Genomic DNA, 16,935 nt, shown 5'->3' on the forward strand with positions numbered 1-16,935 from the left:
GTATACACGCTTTTTGGCGAATTTGGCAAGGGTATCCCCTTTTCTTTTTCCAAATGGGCCTCAACAGGGTTCATTTTTCCCTTGATCCCTTTGCCCCGCTCGCCAAGTGTGGGCCTCTTGCAGCAACAGGCGGATCAGCTCCTGCTTCCCCGCCGTATAGCCGTTTCGATTATCCGAAAACTCCGCAGCCAATTCCTTCTTGCAGCGGTCATATTGCCATGCTTTTTGAGGAAAGCAGGTGAGATAATCCCGGAAATTGACATAATTCTCCCACGCCTCTCCGCCCCATTGTACAACGTGGATGTGGTGGGTGCGCAGGTCCTTCTCAAAATCCCCCATGACAAACAACAGCTGCCCAGGGGCATCCTCCCCCCGGAACACCACGCCGCACTGTTCCAAAGCGCCCCGGTAGGGGAGCACATCTTTTAAATCCCGGACGCCCACTACAAGATCCAGTATAGGCTTTGCACAGATAGCGGGGATAGACGTGCTGCCAACGTGCTGAATATCAACGGCCGCATCCCCTAGAATCTGCCACAGCTCCGCCGCGGTATCCCCGGCTTTTGTTGCCCACTCCTCTTGGTGGGGGAGCAATTCCACCTTTCCCCTTTTTAAGCCCAGCATAAAAGCTCCTTATTCTGCCGATAAGCCATTCTCCACAAAGGACAGCCTCCCGCTATCCTTCTTTCGGAGGCTCCATCCCCAGCAGCTGGTACTGCCGGTCTTTGCTCACCTTCATCAGGGTGGCGTACAGCTCCCGTGTGCCCTCTTTCAGGTGGGCGGGGGCCCGGGAGGCCATCTTTTCTAAAATCGCCGCCTCCCGCTCTGGGTGGAACACCGGGAGGTTGTTTTTCTGTTTGTAATCCACCACCTGCTCCACCACTTCCATCCGGCGGAGGAACAGGGCGAGGATCTGGGAATCAATGTCGTCAATCTGAAGGCGTAGCTCATTCAAATCCATGGCAGGTCTCTCCTTATTGATATGGGAATACTTCTATCCTACCCGATTAAGGAGAGAATTGCAAGGGCTGCGGCCGCTTCCACGCAGGGGACCGCCCGCAGGGCCACGCAGGGGTCGTGGCGGCCTTTGATCTGGATGGTGGTCTCGGTGCGGGTGAGGAGGTCCACCGTCTTCTGTTCCATGGCGATGGAGGGGGTGGGCTTAAAGGCCGCCTGGAACAGGAGAGGCATGCCGGAGGTCATGCCGCCCAGGACTCCGCCGTGGCGGTTGGTCTCGGTGCGGACTTCCCCGGTCTCGTCGATGCAGAAGGGGTCGTTGTGTTGGCTGCCCCGCATCCCTGCGGCGTCAAACCCCGCCCCAAACTGGATGCCCCGCACTGCCGGGATGCCAAACACCATCCGGCTGATCTCATTTTCCACTCCGTCGAAGATGGGGGCGCCCAGGCCAGCGGGCAGGCCGGTGACACAGCACTCCACCACACCGCCGATGGAATCCCCTTCCCCACGGACCTCTTCGATGAGGGCGGCCATCCGGCCGGCGGCCTCCTGGGTCAGGGCGGGGATCTCCCTCTCCGAAGCGGCTTGGAGCGCTTGGCAGTCGGGCCGCACCGGGTCAAGGGGGATGTCCTTCACCCCACCCACTGACAAGAGCCGGGCTTGGACCTGGATGCCCCGGCGGGCCAAAAGCTGCTTGGCGATGCCTCCCGCCAGGGCAAGGGGGGCGGTGAGCCGGGCGGAGGAATGGCCGCCGCCCCGGACGTCGCTGTAGCCCTCATGGCGGATAAAGTTGGGATAGTCCCCATGGCCGGGCCGGGGGAGGAAGCGGTTTTTCAGATACTCCTGGGACTGGGTGTCGCCGTTTTCAAAGACGGCGCAGAGGGGGGAGCCGCAGGTGACCCCATCCACCAAGCCGGACAGGATGTGGGGGATGTCCCTCTCCTTGCGCTGGGAGGCATACCGTCCCCCCGGGGCGCGGCGGGCGAGGAAGGCTTCCAGTTCCCCCAGGTCGATGGGTTCGCCGGCGGGCAGGGAATCGATGACAACCCCGACGGCCTCGCCGTGGGATTCTCCGAACAAGGTGACTTTGATGGAATTACCGATGGTTGACGACATGACATACGCCTCCTAACAACTTCATATGGTGGAAGAATTGGGGGTAGCTTTTGCCCACGCATTGGGCGTTCTGGATGGTGACGGGGGCTTTGGCCCCCAAAGCGGCAATGGAAGCCGCCATGGCGATGCGGTGATCGCCGAAAGGTTCTATGGTGACCCCGCCATCGAGGGCGGGCTTTCCTTGAATGGTCAACGTTTCGGGGCCTTCCTCTACTTCCGCCCCCATCTGGGTGAGGACGGTCGAAAGGGCGGCCAGCCGGTCGCTCTCCTTGAGTCGGAGGCGTCCGGCGTGGGTGAGGGCGGTTTCCCCGTCCGCGTAGGCGGCAGCCACCGCCAAGGCAGGGGCCAGATCCGGGCACTGGGAGAGGTCAATCTCCACCCGACCCCCTCCCAGGGATTGAATGGTCTCCAAATGGCGGAGGATAGCCCGGTCCCCCTGGGTGGAATCCTCCCGGAGGCCCAGGCATTCCACCTGGGAGCCGATGGCGTTGGCTGTGAGGAAGAGGGCCGCCGCCGAGTAATCCCCCTCCACCTCAAAATCAGCGGCGCGGTAGATTTGGTTTCCCAGGATGCGCCATCCCCCCTCCTCCGGGGAGACCTGGATCCCAAATTGGGCGAGAACCTGTAGGGTCATCCTGACATACCCGGCCGATTCCAGCGGCGTGGTCAACCGGATGGAGCTATCCCCCTCCAATAGAGGGAGCGCCAGCAGCAGGCCGGTGACATACTGGGAGGAGACATCCCCCGGCAGCCGGTATTCCCCCGGCCGAAGCCGCCCTGCAAGCTCCAGGGGCAGCTGGAAACCGGAGAGTTCCGCCCCGCCCCGGATGAGGGTCTCCCCCAATGGGCCCAGGGGCCGCTCTGGGAGCCTCCCTTCCCCAGTGAACCGGGCCGGGGCGCCCAGTGCCGCCGCCACTGGCAGCAGGAACCGGAGGGTGGAGCCGCTCTCCCCACAGGGGAGGACGATCCGCTCCCGCCATCGCCTATGGAGCGGGGTGACTTCCAAGTCCTCGCCCTCCCGCCGGATCTCTGCCCCCAAAGCGGTTAGGCAGCGGACAGTGGCCTCGATATCCCCCGAAGGGGTGGCGTTTTGAATCCGGCTGGGACCGTCCGCCAATGCGGCGGCAATCAGCCCTCGGTGGGCCATGGATTTGGAACCGGGTACGGCGACCTTGCCAGCCAACCGTCCGGGGGAAATGGTGACTTCCATACACATCCTCCAAGCAAAAAGAAAAGGGCCGGTGCTGTTCATCAAGCACCGACCCTTGGATTCCGTTTCGACTGCCCTATTGGGCCACTGGAACCGGGAGCTTTTGATGACAGCAAAAATAGCCTGCGCCATAAAAGTAGGCCCAAGCAAAAAATACTACAAAATGTACAGTTGTGTAGCTAAGCTGTATCATCGTGGTAAACTCCCTGCGCGAAAACCGCGTTTCCTTTGAATTAAGTTGTTTTTACTATACTCCCATCCCGGGCTCCTGTCAAACCGAAACTGCCTAAAGGCCGAATATTTTGGAGCTATCACCGAAAACTAACAAGAGATTTTAGGCACATTAGGGGATTTGCTTGACATTCGTATGCAAAGGGGTTAATATGGAGTAAAATAGTAGAAAAAGGAGGATGGACATTATGGTGGATCTCATTGTCATTGGCGCTGGGCCGGCCGGCCTTTCTGCCGCCATCTATGCCGCCCGGGCTGGGCACACTGTCACGGTGCTGGAGGAACTGGTTTTCGGCGGCCAGGTTGCCACCACCCCGGAAGTGGAAAATTACCCTGCAATCCGCAAGATCGACGGGGTGGAATTCTCGATGAACCTTTACAATCAGGCCACGGAACTAGGGGCCAAGGTGGAGTTTGCCGGGGCTACCAAGGTGGATCTGACTGGGCCGGTGAAACAGGTTTGGGCAGGAGAGACCCTCTATGAGGCCAAAGCGGTGATTTTAGCCAACGGCGCCAAACGCCGCAAGCTGGATGTCCCTGGGGAGGAACGCCTGTCTGGAAAAGGCGTCTCCTACTGCGCCACCTGCGACGGTGCTTTTTACCGGGGCAAGGTTACCGCCATCGTCGGCGGGGGCAACACGGCCTTGGAGGACGCCCTCTTCTTAGCCAACAACTGCGAGACGGTCCACCTGATCCACCGGCGGGATTCCTTCCGGGGGAGCAAAATCCTCTCCGATGCGGTCATCGCCCGCAAGAACATCGTCATCCACTACGATTCCATCCCCACCGAGATCGTCGGGGAGAGCACAGTGGAAGGGCTTTCCATCTCCAACGTGAAAACCGGCGCCGCCGAGACCATCCCCGTCAGCGGGGTGTTTGTGGCGGTTGGCCTCGCCCCGGACAACCATCTGGTGGAAGGCCAGCTGGAACTGGAAAATGGCTACGTCAAGGCCGGTGAGGACTGTGCCACCAACCTGCCCGGGGTCTTTGTGGCTGGGGACACCCGCACCAAAGCGGTCCGTCAGATCGTCACCGCAGCCAGCGACGGCGCGGTGGCCGCGGTCAACGCCTCCACCTATCTCTCCAGTTTGGCGGCGGAATAATTCCCCATCTGCCGGCAAAAACTGGAATAGGCGGCTAAAAAATGCTCACACTAATGCCATGGGTTTTTCGCCCGTGGCATTTTTTTGCGTGGAGGGGTTATCCTATGATGACAGAACAGCTGATGGAAAAAATCACCGGGGGCAGAGCGGTCTGCGCCGTTGTGGGCTTGGGGTACGTGGGCCTTCCCCTGGCAGTAAATCTGGCCAAGGCTGGGTACCAGGTGCTGGGGTTTGACTTGCAGCAGGAGCGGGCTGACCGGGTCAACGCCTGCGACAGTTATATCGGCGACGTGCCCTCCTGTGCCCTGCGAGAGGTGCGGGACAAGCTGACCGCCACCTGTGATTTTTCCAGGCTGGGGGGCTGCGACTGCGCCATCATCTGCGTCCCTACCCCATTGGACGCCTACCGCCAGCCGGATATTTCCTATGTCAAGAACTCGGCCGGGACCATCGCCCAGTACGCCCACCCCGGCATGCTGGTCATTTTGGAGAGCACCACCTACCCTGGCACCACCCAGGAGGTGGTGGCGCCCCTCTTCACCGACCGGGGATTTGTGGTGGGGGCGGATTTCTTTCTCGCCTTCTCCCCCGAGCGGGTGGACCCAGGAAACCAGGTTTACCGCACTGGGAACACCCCGAAAATCGTGGGGGGCTGCACCCCCCACTGCACCCGTTTGGCCTGTGCCCTCTACCAAAAAGCGCTGGATGCGCCGGTAATCCCCGTCTCCTCCCCCAAGGTGGCAGAGATGGAGAAGATTTTGGAGAACACCTTCCGCTGCGTCAACATCGCTCTGGCCAATGAGATGGCGGTTATCTGCCACAAAATGGGCATCCCCGTGTGGGAGGTCATCGACGCCGCAGCCACCAAACCCTACGGGTTTATGCCCTTTTATCCCGGCCCAGGGCTGGGGGGGCACTGCATCCCCATCGACCCCTTTTATCTCTCTTGGAAGGCCAAACAGTACGGCTGCTCCGCCAGCTTAATTGAGGCCGCCGGCGAGGTCAACCGCTCCATGCCCGCCTATGTGGTCGATCGGTTGACCTGTGCCCTCAACCTCTATCGAAAACCGGTCAACGGCTCTAAAATCCTAGCGCTAGGGGCGGCTTACAAAGCAGATATTGGGGATCTGCGGGAATCCCCTGCCCTCTCGGTGATCCGCTGCCTAATCCAGTTGGGGGCAGACGTCACCGTCTGTGATCCCTTTTTCGATTCCATCCCCTTGGATGGCCGTCGCCTGCCCTGTGTCCCCCTCACCGACCAGCTGCTGGAGGAGACGGACGCCGCGGTCATCCTCACCGCCCACAGCGCCTTCGACCCCGAGCAGATCGCCCGAAACGCCCGGCTGGTGCTGGATACCCGCAACCTGACCCAAGGGGCGCAGGAGGGCAACATCCTGCGGCTGTAACCCCTTGCACTTATGTCTCCCGCCTGGTAGGATGAAGCATAAAACTGTTTGATCTGTGCCGGGAGCAACCGGCAGAAGGGAAGGTTGTTCTATGACTCAATGGGAAAAGATGATGGCTGGGGAGATGTATGATGCCGCAGACCCGGAACTGGCGGAACTGCGCCGCCGGGCCAAAGAGCTGTGCCACCAGCTCAACCACACCCTGGATGGTGGGGAGCGCCAATCCCTCCTCCAGGAGCTTTTGGGCCGCTGTGGAGACGACCCCTGGGTGGAGCCGGACTTCCATTGCGATTACGGCTGCAACATCCGGGTGGGCCACCGGTTTTACGCCAACCACAACTGTGTGTTTCTGGATGTCTGCCCCATTGAAATCGGGGACGATTGCCTCTTCGGCCCCGGGGCCATGGTTCTGACCGCCGCCCACCCCCTGGACCCGGCTCAGCGCAGGGCGGGGCTGGAGTTTGGCAAGCCGGTCTTTATCGGGGACAACGTCTGGGTGGGGGCCGGGGCCATCCTCAACCCCGGGGTCACCGTCGGCAGCAATGCGGTGATCGCCTCCGGCGCGGTGGTTACCAAAGACGTCCCGGCGGGCTGCATCGTCGCCGGGGTGCCCGCCAAGGTGATCCGGCGGCTGTAACCCCGGCAGAGGGGCTAATTCAAGCGTAGAGAGCCAGGGCCGTGGGACTCTCTTGCGCGTTTAAAATTTCAGCCGGCAATCCCGTTCAAAGGATTGGCGGGAGGGGTTCCCCTCGCACCGGTAGATTTCCCCCGGGGAGGACAGGCAATAAATGGACGACCAGACGGTGTCCATCCCCTTGGAGCGGTCGTATTGGCAGAGAAAGCCGAACTTCCCCGCCAGCAGCTCTTGGGCAAAGGCCACCGGCTCCCCCCACCGATCGTCTAGGGCCTTCTTGGCAACCTGGTACCGCAGTCCGGAAAAGACAGTGTCCTCCAAGGCGGGGTTGTACCGCTTCATCCCCACCCCGTGGAAGCTGTTGGTGGCAACTACAAAATCCGTTCCAGGTTCCGGTTCCAGAACCTCCATCCCCTGGCAGTTGCACTCCACCACCGCCATCCGACCGGCCCGGTCCGCCAAGGTGAGGGTCTGATTGGAGGAAATGGTCAGCCGGCCCAATTCCTCCACCGCCTCGGGGACGGTGGAACACCTCTCCAGCAGATAGCGGGTGAGGATGCCCGCCCCCAGCCCCGGCCGCTTCACCGTGGGGTAGATCAAGGTCAGCCCCACCGCCAGGCCGTGGCAGTTGACCCCGTCTTCCATCTGGGAGGGGGCGGTGCTGTTTCCCACAAAGGCGTTTCCATCCGTCAGATGGTAATAGCTGTTTTCATTGGTGGGTTCCAGCGCCACGGCAAAATCGCTGTTCCGGCCAAAGACCACCCCATCCGGCCCGCGAAAGGCAAAGGAGGTGCAGAAATGGCCGCCTATAAAGTTGTACATCCCAAAGAAAAAGGCGCACAATTCCTCCAAGGGGATCTCCTGCCCCTGGGCGATGCCCTCTAGTTCCTCCAAGAATTCGGGGTATTCCCGCCGGCAGATTTCCATGCTGGCCCGGCCAAAGGCCAGTTTCTCCGAGGTGAGTTGTAAAATTTCTGGGCGGCCTAAGGTCATCCCCATCTGCCGCCGGGCGGTGCCATAGCGGAGGCCCGCCTCGTAATGGGACCCTGTCCATTCAAAATGAAGCATACTTTCGCTCTCCTAATTTGTATTTGAGAGCCGGCGCCGACCTCATGCCCCCACTGTGCCGAAAGAAAATTTTTATGTCAAGTAAATAAAATTCAAAATAAAATAATAGTGAAATTGCATAGTTTTTCTTGTTTTTTCTGAGGAAATACAAAAAATCCCCTGCCCAGCTGGGCAGGGGATTCCAGATTCGGCGTGTCAGCTTTGGGCTGCGGGCAGCTCCCTTTGGGGAACTTCCCCGGTGAGGAAGTCCCGGTGTACCGCCTCCAAGGCGGCAACAGAATCCTCCCGCGGGACTAGGGCGCAGCTGCGCCGCTTCCCCTGGGAGGAAAGCAGCACAGGGATGCCCCGATCTTCTAAGGATGGGGCAATTCCCTCCCCGCATTCCCCCAGCAGGGTGATTTTGGAGAGGCCACTGGAGGCAGCAAGGGACTGGTAACCCAGCTCCCCACGGGCGGATTCCAGCAGGGATTGAGCCGCAGCCATCCTGCCTTCCCCCACCGAGAAGGCTACCTTCCGGCGGCTTTCCTGGGCGGGGGATTGGGCGATGGCATCCACTTCAATCCCTTTGGCACCAAGGAGGGAAAACACCCGGAACACTGCCCCGGGCCGGTCGGGGAGGCCTTCGATTTCCACCAGTGCCGACCGTTCCTCCCGGGCGGCGGCGGACACTGGCGGACACCCTGCCACCACTTTGGTTCCCGGCGCGCCGGTTTGGCTGGAGAGAACCTCCACCTCCACAGCACTTTTTTGGGCCAGTTCCACCGACCGACTGTGGAGCACCTGGGCCCCTGCTTTCGCCAAGGCCAACATGTCGTCGTAGCCGATGGCTTCAAACCTCCGGGCTGTGGGCACCAGCCGGGGATCGGCGGTGTACACCCCGTCCACATCGGTGTAAATCTGGCACCGCTCCCCTTTGAGGGCGGCGGCCAGCGCCACTGCCGTGATATCCGACCCGCCGCGGCCCAAGGTGGTCACCTCTCCTGCAGCAGAAATTCCCTGGAACCCCGCCACTACGGCGATTTTTCCCTGGTTCAGCTCCGCTAAGATACGGCCCGGCCGCACCGTTTGAATGGAGGCGTTCTGGTGGGTTCTCCCGGTCAAAATCCCTGCCTGCCAGCCGGTGAGCGACACTGCCGGTGCGCCAAACTCTTCCAATGCCATGGCGAACAGCGCCGCGGACATCTGCTCCCCCGCGCTGAGCAGCTGATCCAACTCCCGGGGGCTGGGGGCGCGGCAAAGTTCCCCCGCCTGGGTCAGGAGCTGGTCGGTCAAATCCCCTTGGGCGGAGACTACTACCACCACCTGAAACCCCTGCCTAACCGCGGAAAGGGAGAGCCCTGCCGCGCGGCGGATTTTCTCCCCATTGGCCAGCGAACTCCCCCCAAATTTCTGTACAAGTATTGCCATAGAGCCATCCTCCCTACCGGATATTTCCAAAACAAGGCCCAAAGGTATCCCCTTGGGCCCATTTCTACTGGTATTCTATGGAAAATGGGAGGATTTGGTGCAAACCGCATTAAATCTTGCGCACGTCTACCACGCCGCGCTGGTGGCGGACGATCTCGATGAGCTGATCCTCGTCGATGTCCTCCGCATTGATGCGGGCGGAGATGGAGACCGGCGCCACCCCGTCAGTGGGGATGTTCTGATTGACGGTGATGATGTTGGCCCCCACCTGATACAGCTGGGTCAGCAGGGCGGACAGCACGCCGGGCTCGTCTTCCAAGGTAGTGTTAAAGGTCACCATCCGCTCCGAGAGGCGGTTGTCATAGGGATATACCGAATCCTTGTATTTGTAAAAGGCGCTTCGGGAGATCCCCGCCAGTTTGGCAGCTTCAGAGGAACTTTTGGCCTTGCCCTGAGCAATCAGTTTTTTGGCTTGTACCACCTTAAAAAAAACATCGGGCAGCACATTGGTATTCACGAGTAAGTATTTGGGCTTATCCATAGATTGTCCGCCTCCAGCATACGAGTGTTTTATGAATGGAAACAATATACCATTGGAAGCGCCCAAATTCAATGGGAAATTTCCCCCATTTTTCCGGATTTGTCTGGAAATTCCTTCTTCAAGGGTGATTATACCACCTATGCTGTGTTTTTCTTTGTCTTATCCTGCCGGATATTGCATTCGCTCAAAAAATTTTCTATTATAAGAAAAATTTGTTGATATTCCATAGGAAATAAGCTGCATTTCCAAATTTTAGAAGAAATTTCTGTTGGTTTTTCCGCCGGAAAATTTCCCGCGGCCCCTTCATATTCCCCAGCTTGTCCGCATAGGATAATAGCCAAAGACGCTGTGCGCTGCCTTCCACTTGTTCCCATTTTGGGGCATCTTTTCCCCGGGTGAAGGATGCGGCGCACAAGAATTTTTTTAAAGGAGGGAGATTGCTTGCGGGATTCCCAAAAGAAAAAATTCATTTTAAACGTTCTGTTCCTACTGGCAGTGGCGCTGTGCCTCTACGTTTTTTTCCGCTGCGCCCTGTGCTGGCTGCTCCCTTTCGTGCTGGGCCTTGCCATCGCCTTCTGCCTCAAACCGGCCACCGAGTGGATCGCCCGGGTGACCCGGATGCGCCGCAAGCCCTCAGCCATCTGTGCGGCTGTGCTGTTCTATACTTTGTTGGGGGCCCTCATCTGGCTGCTTTCCACCTTCCTGTTCGGTCAGTTTGCCACCCTAGCCCAGCAGCTCCCTGACTTCTTCCTCTATGAGATTCTTCCCTTGGTGGAGCGGATCAACCGGTGGAGCCTCTCCCTCTTTTCCCGCTATTCCCCCGAGATCTCCGAGCCGGTGCGCCAGCTCCAAGACGGAGTGATCGCCTTCTTCCAAGAGCTCACCAGCGCCATCCCCATGTTTTTAGCCCAATGGGTAGCCGGGTTGGCGGGCAAAATCCCCTACTTCTTCATGGCAGCAATCTTCACTGTGGTCTCCTCGGTGTTCCTATGCATCGACTACCAGACGGTGGTTTCCTTCCTCTTCCGCCAGCTGCCGGAGAGCTGGCGCCCGGTGGTGCTGGAGGTCAAAAACTTTATGGTCTCCTCCCTGTTCAGCATGGGGCGAGCCTACTGTTACATCCTGCTGTTTACCTTTTTGGAGATCTTTGCCGGGCTGTGGCTGCTGCGGGTGCCCTCCGCTTTGGTCATTGCCGCCATCATCGCTTTTTTGGACATCCTCCCTCTCATCGGCAGCGGGGGCATCCTCATCCCCTGGGCCCTTTTGGAGCTGCTGCGAGGCGGGTATCCCTTGGGGGTTGGACTTCTCATCCTCTACGGGATTGTCACGGTGGTGCGCAACGCCATTGAACCGAAATTGGTAGGGCAGGAGATCGGCCTACACCCATTGGCCACCATTACCGCTATGTTTCTAGGACTCAACCTGGCCGGCTTCGGCGGGATGTTGACTGCCCCGCTAGCCGTGCTGCTGATCAAACACCTCAACGAAGAGGGGATCATCACCCTCTACCGCCCCTAACCTGGCCACAGCCGCCCCCGTTTTTTCGGCGAGAGCGGCTATTTCCCGTGGGGATCCCCAACGTTTTTCACCCGTTTTGGCCAACTAGTGAAAAGGGACATGCCTTTACAGCTTTTTCTTCCGGCGAGGGGCCTTTCCTTCCTTCAAGGTGCCGAACACCACCGGGGAAAGGAGGGCCAAGGCGATCAAGTTGGGGACTGCCATCAGCCCATTGAGCAGGTCGGAGAGGTTCCAAATCTCCTCCACCCGGACGCAAGCCCCCACTACCGCCAAGGCGATGAACCCAAACCGGTAGATTCCTATGGCTCTCCCACTGTGGGGGAACAGGTATTCCAGCGCCTTCTCGCCGTAAAAGCACCAGCCCAGCATAGAGGCCAATGCAAAAAACAGCATGCAGAATGCCACTAAATAGCCAGAGAGGTCCCCCATGACCACCCCAAAGGAGGCGGTGGTCAGCTGGGCGCCATCCAATCCGCAGCGCCACAGCTTCCCTTCCTCTGCGGTGAGGATCACCAAGGTGGTGAGGGTGCAGCAAAGGATGGTGTCCAAAAACACCTCCACAATGCCCCACATCCCCTGGACACGGGGGCTTTTGGCATCGGCGGCACCGTGGGCAATGGGCGCGGAGCCCAGGCCCGCTTCGTTGGAGAACACCCCTCGGGCCACTCCAAGCCGCACCGCTTGGGAAACCCCGTAGCCCAATCCCCCACCCATGGCCGCCACCGGGTGGAAAGCGCTGTGGAAAATGAGGGAAAAAGCTGCCGGGATCTGCCCCCAATTACAATACAAAACGTATAGACAGGCCCCAATATACAAAATTGACAGGAAGGGGATGATGGCTTCCGCCACCTTTCCAATCCGTTTTACCCCGCCAACCACCACGAACCCCACCACAGCGGCCACCGCCGTCCCGGTGAGGATGGGCGGCACCCCAGCGGCTGCGTAGGCCGATTCGGCGATGGAGTTGGACTGGGCCATGTTGCCAATGCCGAAAGAAGCAGCCACACAGAGGGCGGCAAAGACGGCGGCCAGCGGCTTCATCCCCAATCCCTTTTCCATATAGTACATAGGCCCGCCTTTGTGTTCCCCGCCCGGGCCGGTGATCCGGTACTGGACCGCCAGGGCCACTTCGGCATATTTGGTCATCATCCCGAACAGGGCGCTGACCCACATCCAAAAGATAGCCCCCGGCCCGCCGGCCGTGATGGCGGTGGCCACCCCGGCGATGTTGCCGGTGCCCATCGTGCCTGCCAAAGCGGTGGACACCGCTTGGAAAGGGCTGATCCCCCCTTTGCTCTCCCGCTGGCCGGAGAAGAGGCCGCCCAAGGTGCTGCGAAAAACCTCCCCCATGCGGCGCAGCTGGAAAAAACCGCTGCCCACGGTAAAATATAGGCCGATGCCAAACAAAAGGGCCACCATCCAGGGGCCCCATACAAAATCCTCCAGCCACTGGTACCAATTCATCTGAAGTTTCCTCCCCATCCCATATGCTTTGTTCTTGTATATGAAAAGGGGCCGGGCTTTCATGCCGGGCAAAATCAAAAGGCCCCGCACAAGCGGAGCCTTTTAACTGATTATCTGTAAAATTCCAAGGAAAATTCCAATGTGGGGATTAGCGGACCGGTACAATTTCCAGCCAATACCCATCGGGGTCGCTGATGAAATAGATGCCCATTTTGGGATTCTCATAGCAGATACATCCCATTTCTTTATGGGTCTTGTAGGCGCCGTCGAAATCATCGGTGGAGAAAGCCAGATGGATTTCGTTGTCCCCCAGGTCGTAGGGGTCTTTGCGGTCCCGCAGCCAGGTCAGCTCCAGGTTGTGGGGAGTGACCCCATCCCCCAGATAGGAGAGGATAAAGCTGCCGTCCTCCGCCTCTTTGCGCCGGACTTCGGTGAGGCCCAGGGCCTTCTGGTAAAATTCCAAGCTGCGGTCAAGGTCCAGCACATTGATGTTGTTGTGGGCAAATTTAAAACTCATGGGCGATTCCCCCTCCAGCACACGGTTGTGGTTCTATTTCTTCTATGGTTTTATTATATGGGAATCCCGCTGAAATTTCCCCCTTATTTCATGACTTCCCGATTACAATTTGGTAACGCGGGCAACACTTTAGCTGATGTAATCTTCAATGCGGTTGATCAGTTCCTCGTAGTCCTTCACATAGACCCCTTGGTTCAGCTGGCCCCGGTCATATTCCGGCAGCAGGCGGACATACACATCAAAGACCATCTCGGGCGTGTCTTTATCTTTCAAAAAGACCGCCAGGCGGCCCTCGTGTTCCCGCAGGATATACTCATATTCCCCCACCGGAACTTGCTTGGCCTGTTCCTGGGCCGGGAGCTGGGCGCTGTTTCTCTGTTCCCATGCAATCGCCAGGCCGGCGCTCAAACAGCCTGCGATGACCATGGCTGCTAAGGTAAAGAACAATGTTTTTTTCATCACAGCCTCCATATGCCAAAAAGTTGATTTCACCCGGTAGTTTGGCCCATTTTTTCCACCTCTATTCCACCCCGAGAAGGGGGATTTTACAGGATTTTGATTTTTATTAACACTTTCTCGCCAAGATATGATATAATGCCTACAGGTGCGGGCTTTTCTGGCGGCGCCCATTCTATTGTCCTCAACAGGGACATGCCCGCCCTTTTGAACCGCTGTCTTTGTTTATCCTATGCCGGATGGAACCGTTCCGGCAATTCGGCCGTACCGGCGGCCAAATCCTGTTTGCTTCAAAGGAGGCGAAGCCTATGAAGAAAAAAGATAACCGTCCTGCGGCCGACAACAATCAGCCGGAGAAAAAACCCAAGGCCCGCAAAAAGCGCAAACTTTCCCCTTTGGCCCGGGTTTTGATCATCATTGTACTCATCTGCATCATTGCCGGCTCCATTGTCGCCGCAGTGCTGACGGTCTATATCCTCAAGTACATTGGCTCGGACGACACCCTCGACTTGACTGATGTCAAGCTAAGCTATTCCACCATCCTCTATGCCATGGATGAAAGCACCGGCGAATACTATGAATTCCACCGGCTGCACGATGTGGAAAACCGCATCTGGGTGGATTACGACGACATTCCCCAGGATTTGGTCAACGGATTTATCGCCCTGGAGGACAAGAGGTTCCCCTACCACCACGGCGTGGACTGGAAGCGCACCATCGGGGCGGCTGTCAACCTGTTTATCCCCATTTATGAAGGCAAACCCGGCGGTTCTACCATCACTCAGCAGCTGATTAAAAACGTCACCGGCGACAACGCTGTCCGGGTGGACCGCAAGGTGCGGGAAATCTTCCAGGCACTCAATTTGGAAAAGCGCTACTCCAAGGAACAAATCATGGAGGCGTACCTGAACACCATCGCCCTGGGCAGCGGCACCAACGGCGTCCAGGCGGCGGCCAACCTGTATTTCGGCAAGGATGTCAAAGATTTAAATTTGGCCGAATGCGCTTCGCTGGTGGCCATCACCAAAAATCCATCGGTCTACAACCCCTTCTACAACCCGGAAAACAATAAGTCCCGCCAAGAGGACTGCCTGTACATGATGCATGAACAGGGGTACATCAACGACGAGGAGTATGAAGAGGCCCTCAATTACCCGCTGGAATTCAAAAAAGAAGAGCACATTGAAAAGATCAACGACACCCAAAGCTGGTTCGTAGACTATGTGACCGAGGAGGTCATCAACGACTTGGTGGAGGAAAAAGGCTACACCAAGGAGTATGCGGAAAGCCAGATCTACAAAGGCGGGTACCGCATCTACACCACCATCGATGTGGAGATGCAGGACTACCTGGAAGAGGTCTACCTCTACAACACCAACACTTTCCCGGCGGTGTACAACGCCGAATACCCGGAATCCGCCTTTGTAATCACCGACCTTCACGGCGGGATCAAGGCATTGGCTGGCTCCAACCGGCCTAAAGAAGGCGCAAGGCTCTTCAACCGGGCCACCAGCGCCCGGCGGCACCCCGGTTCCACCATCAAGCCCATAGCGTCCTACAGCCCGGCTTTTGAGCAGGATTTGATCACCTGGTCCACCCTGTTCAACGACGCCCCCCTCGAGATCTCCCCCGGCAAGTACTGGCCCACTAACTTCTATTCCGGTTACTATGAAAACCCCATCACCGTGGAGTTTGCCATCCGCCGATCCGCCAACACCATTCCCGCCCAGCTGGTGGAGATGATGGGCCCCCGCACCAGCTTTGACTTCCTCAAAAACAAGCTGAATATGTACAATCTGGTGGAGCGGGAAACCATCAACGGCCGGGTGGTCACCGATATCGACCGAGCCCCCATGGCATTAGGTGCCCTCAGTGTGGGCGTCACTCCCCTGGAGATGGCCGGCGCTTACCAGATCTTCGGCAACGGCGGCACCTTCACCCCTACCCACTCCTACACTAAGGTGCTGGACAGCAACGGCGAAGTGGTGTTGGAGAAGGACCTCACCCCCACCCGGGTCATCTCCCCCGAGACCTCCACTGTGATGAACCGGCTGCTCCAGCAGGTCACCACCGCCCCCCAGGGCACCGGTACCACCGCTAAATTTGGCGCCATGCCGGTGGCTGGCAAAACTGGTACCTCCGAGTATGACTACAACCAGTGGTTTATCGGGGTCACCCCCTATTATGTGGGCGCTTGCTGGATGGGTTATGACACCGACGCCACCATCCGCTATGCATCCTATCCCCCACCCATCGTCTGGAAGAATGTGATGGGCCCCATCCACCAAAACCTGGCGGTGGTGGATTTCCCCACCTATGGCGATGTCTCAGTCCAGACCTACTGTATGGAAACCGGCCTTTTGGCTGGGGAGGACTGTGCCAATACCGCATCCGGATGGTACGACAACAACAATCTGCCTGAGGTTTGCGACGGCACCCATCCCGTCCCAGAAGATGAAGACAATGAGGATGAGGAGGACGATTCTTCTTCGGAAAGCTCCTCTTCTTCCCGCCGCGATGAGGATGAGGACGAGGACGAATAAATCCATAAGCTAGCGAGAGGGCGCTTTGACAGCGCCCTCTCCTTTTTATTTTCCACTTTCCCATGGCGTCAAAAAGGCCGCCCTTTTCAAAGGGGCGGCCTTCTATTTATTTATCCTGAGCGGCTCTCCATAGGGGTGCCTTTTCTTCCCTTGTCCCAATCAAAACTGGGGATTGCACGCCCCCGGAGTGACAGCCCCCGTGGACAAAAACGTTACAATCCCCCACAAACCCAATGGGGTCAACTCCTCTCCTTTCTCAAAACAACCTGAGCTATTCTTCTTTCTTGAGGCAGTCCTCACACACGCCCTGAACTAGGACTTTACAGTCTTCCACCTGGAACGATCCCTCCACCCCTTTGGCGGACTGGAGCAGCTGGGAGATATCCAAATTCAGGTCGAACACCCCGCCGCACTTGCGGCAGACAAAATGAGCATGGGGATGCTGGTTCCCGTCAAAATGATCCTTGACGGAACTGGTCTCCACTCGGCTGATCTCCCCCATCTCCGACAGCAAATTCAAGTTGCGGTAAACGGTGCCAAGGCTGATTTCCGGGTGGTCTTTCTTTAAAATTTCATATACTTTATCCGCAGTTGGATGTTTCGTGCGGTTCTTTACCACATCCAGCACCATTTGGCGCTGCCGGGAAAATCTCCTCAATTTCTCCATGTTTACTCCTCCAGAGACGGCTCTTGATCTTGACTGTTTTTGAGGCTGACACCCCGTGTTAAAATACACCAATTGGGCTATTCCACCTGGGAATGGC

Annotated in this window: 16 protein-coding genes; 5 read left to right on the forward strand and 11 right to left on the reverse strand. The window is 58.1% G+C overall.

The genetic code is table 11. The features are described from left to right. Positions 1–60 precede the first annotated feature (60 nt). The 4 genes from RDQ42_RS04295 to aroA are packed head-to-tail and all read right to left on the reverse strand — an operon-like array spanning position 61 to position 3,283. The gene (locus RDQ42_RS04295) at positions 61–624 is read right to left on the reverse strand and encodes a GrpB family protein (protein WP_071427328.1); all 564 of its coding nucleotides are present in this window, start codon (positions 622–624) and stop codon (positions 61–63) included. A 52-nt stretch (positions 625–676) separates the two neighbouring features. Further along, a complete protein-coding gene (locus RDQ42_RS04300; protein WP_054330724.1) occupies positions 677–961 on the reverse strand; it encodes a chorismate mutase in 285 nt (94 codons plus the stop codon). A gap of 38 nt (positions 962–999) precedes the next feature. Then, on the reverse strand, positions 1,000–2,073 hold the full coding sequence (gene aroC / locus RDQ42_RS04305; RefSeq protein WP_231358609.1) for a chorismate synthase: 1,074 nt from the start codon (positions 2,071–2,073) through the stop codon (positions 1,000–1,002). Beyond that, complete coding sequence (aroA, locus tag RDQ42_RS04310; RefSeq protein WP_054330723.1) at positions 2,054–3,283, reverse strand: 3-phosphoshikimate 1-carboxyvinyltransferase; 1,230 nt, start codon at positions 3,281–3,283, stop codon at positions 2,054–2,056. Before aroA ends, aroC begins: the two co-directional genes overlap by 20 nt. Positions 3,284–3,702: 419 nt before the next feature. On the opposite strand from aroA, the gene RDQ42_RS04315 reads away from it, so the two are divergent. The 3 genes from RDQ42_RS04315 to RDQ42_RS04325 all read left to right on the forward strand — a co-directional run bounded on the left by RDQ42_RS04315 (position 3,703) and on the right by RDQ42_RS04325 (position 6,660). Further along, a complete protein-coding gene (locus tag RDQ42_RS04315) occupies positions 3,703–4,617 on the forward strand; it encodes an NAD(P)/FAD-dependent oxidoreductase (RefSeq protein WP_054330722.1) in 915 nt (304 codons plus the stop codon). 104 nt (positions 4,618–4,721) lie between these two features. After that, positions 4,722–6,023: a nucleotide sugar dehydrogenase gene (locus RDQ42_RS04320; RefSeq protein WP_231358610.1), complete on the forward strand. Its 1,302-nt coding sequence runs from the start codon at positions 4,722–4,724 to the stop codon at positions 6,021–6,023. A 91-nt stretch (positions 6,024–6,114) separates the two neighbouring features. Further along, on the forward strand, positions 6,115–6,660 hold the full coding sequence (locus tag RDQ42_RS04325; protein ID WP_054330721.1) for a sugar O-acetyltransferase: 546 nt from the start codon (positions 6,115–6,117) through the stop codon (positions 6,658–6,660). A 60-nt stretch (positions 6,661–6,720) separates the two neighbouring features. On the opposite strand, the gene RDQ42_RS04330 is transcribed toward RDQ42_RS04325, so the two are convergent. From RDQ42_RS04330 to RDQ42_RS04340, 3 genes are all read right to left on the reverse strand, one after another. Continuing rightward, the gene (locus RDQ42_RS04330; RefSeq protein ID WP_231358611.1) at positions 6,721–7,725 is read right to left on the reverse strand and encodes a C45 family autoproteolytic acyltransferase/hydolase; all 1,005 of its coding nucleotides are present in this window, start codon (positions 7,723–7,725) and stop codon (positions 6,721–6,723) included. 195 nt (positions 7,726–7,920) lie between these two features. Next, positions 7,921–9,132 (reverse strand): aspartate kinase, encoded by a 1,212-nt coding sequence (locus tag RDQ42_RS04335; protein ID WP_071427332.1) that lies wholly within the window; start codon positions 9,130–9,132, stop codon positions 7,921–7,923. A gap of 109 nt (positions 9,133–9,241) precedes the next feature. After that, entirely contained in the window at positions 9,242–9,673 is a 432-nt protein-coding gene (locus RDQ42_RS04340; RefSeq protein WP_071427333.1) for an ACT domain-containing protein, read from the reverse strand. A 441-nt stretch (positions 9,674–10,114) separates the two neighbouring features. On the opposite strand from RDQ42_RS04340, the gene ytvI reads away from it, so the two are divergent. Further along, positions 10,115–11,191 (forward strand): sporulation integral membrane protein YtvI, encoded by a 1,077-nt coding sequence (gene ytvI, locus RDQ42_RS04345; RefSeq protein ID WP_071427335.1) that lies wholly within the window; start codon positions 10,115–10,117, stop codon positions 11,189–11,191. Positions 11,192–11,296: 105 nt separating this feature from the next. Here ytvI and RDQ42_RS04350 read toward each other — a convergent pair whose 3' ends face one another. The 3 genes from RDQ42_RS04350 to RDQ42_RS04360 all read right to left on the reverse strand — a co-directional run bounded on the left by RDQ42_RS04350 (position 11,297) and on the right by RDQ42_RS04360 (position 13,631). Then, positions 11,297–12,655, reverse strand: a complete 1,359-nt coding sequence (locus tag RDQ42_RS04350; RefSeq protein ID WP_231358612.1) for a sodium:alanine symporter family protein — start codon at positions 12,653–12,655, stop codon at positions 11,297–11,299. Positions 12,656–12,803: 148 nt separating this feature from the next. Further along, positions 12,804–13,172 (reverse strand): VOC family protein, encoded by a 369-nt coding sequence (locus RDQ42_RS04355; RefSeq protein WP_054330716.1) that lies wholly within the window; start codon positions 13,170–13,172, stop codon positions 12,804–12,806. Between the two features lie 129 nt (positions 13,173–13,301). After that, positions 13,302–13,631, reverse strand: coding sequence for a hypothetical protein (locus RDQ42_RS04360; protein WP_054330715.1), 330 nt, complete (start codon positions 13,629–13,631; stop codon positions 13,302–13,304). A 305-nt stretch (positions 13,632–13,936) separates the two neighbouring features. On the opposite strand from RDQ42_RS04360, the gene RDQ42_RS04365 reads away from it, so the two are divergent. Beyond that, on the forward strand, positions 13,937–16,171 hold the full coding sequence (locus RDQ42_RS04365) for a transglycosylase domain-containing protein (protein ID WP_231358613.1): 2,235 nt from the start codon (positions 13,937–13,939) through the stop codon (positions 16,169–16,171). 271 nt (positions 16,172–16,442) lie between these two features. Here the strand turns inward: RDQ42_RS04365 and RDQ42_RS04370 are convergent, their stop codons facing one another. Further along, a complete protein-coding gene (locus tag RDQ42_RS04370) occupies positions 16,443–16,838 on the reverse strand; it encodes a transcriptional repressor (RefSeq protein WP_231358614.1) in 396 nt (131 codons plus the stop codon). Positions 16,839–16,935: the final 97 nt, after the last annotated feature.

This window comes from uncultured Merdimmobilis sp., assembly GCF_902471145.1.
Lineage (GTDB): Bacteria > Bacillota > Clostridia > Oscillospirales > Ruminococcaceae > Merdimmobilis > Merdimmobilis hominis.